The sequence below is a fragment of the Salmonella sp. SAL4457 genome (genome assembly GCF_046548235.1).
In the GTDB taxonomy this organism is placed as follows: domain Bacteria; phylum Pseudomonadota; class Gammaproteobacteria; order Enterobacterales; family Enterobacteriaceae; genus Salmonella; species Salmonella enterica.
The window spans coordinates 1-245 of sequence record NZ_JBGDZO010001122.1 but is presented as its reverse complement, the minus strand read 5'-3'; the positions used below and the strand labels follow the sequence as shown (position 1 = coordinate 245).

The window sequence follows — 245 nt, the reverse complement described above, 5'->3', positions numbered from 1 at the left end:
AGCCTGCGCTGCGAGGTGCTCTACAGCGAGGCGATCGTGGTGATGGCGCGCCCCGGTCACCCCCTGGCCCAGGCCGCCGCGCTGGACTGGGAAGACGTGCGGCGCTACGACTGGATCGTCTGGCCGCCCGGCTCGCCGATCCGCAGCAAGCTCGACATGGCCCTGACCCAGGGCGGCCGGCAGCCGCCGGCCTACCGCCTGGAGTCATCGTCGATGCTGGCCAACATCGAATTGTTGCGTGGCAG

The 245-nt window shown here is 70.6% G+C and carries 1 protein-coding gene; it reads left to right on the top strand.

Going from position 1 to position 245, the window contains the following annotated elements; all coding sequences use genetic code 11:
* Window positions 1–245 (top strand): LysR substrate-binding domain-containing protein (locus ACLJNW_RS27675; protein WP_410961773.1); only part of this gene is annotated, 245 nt, incomplete at both ends.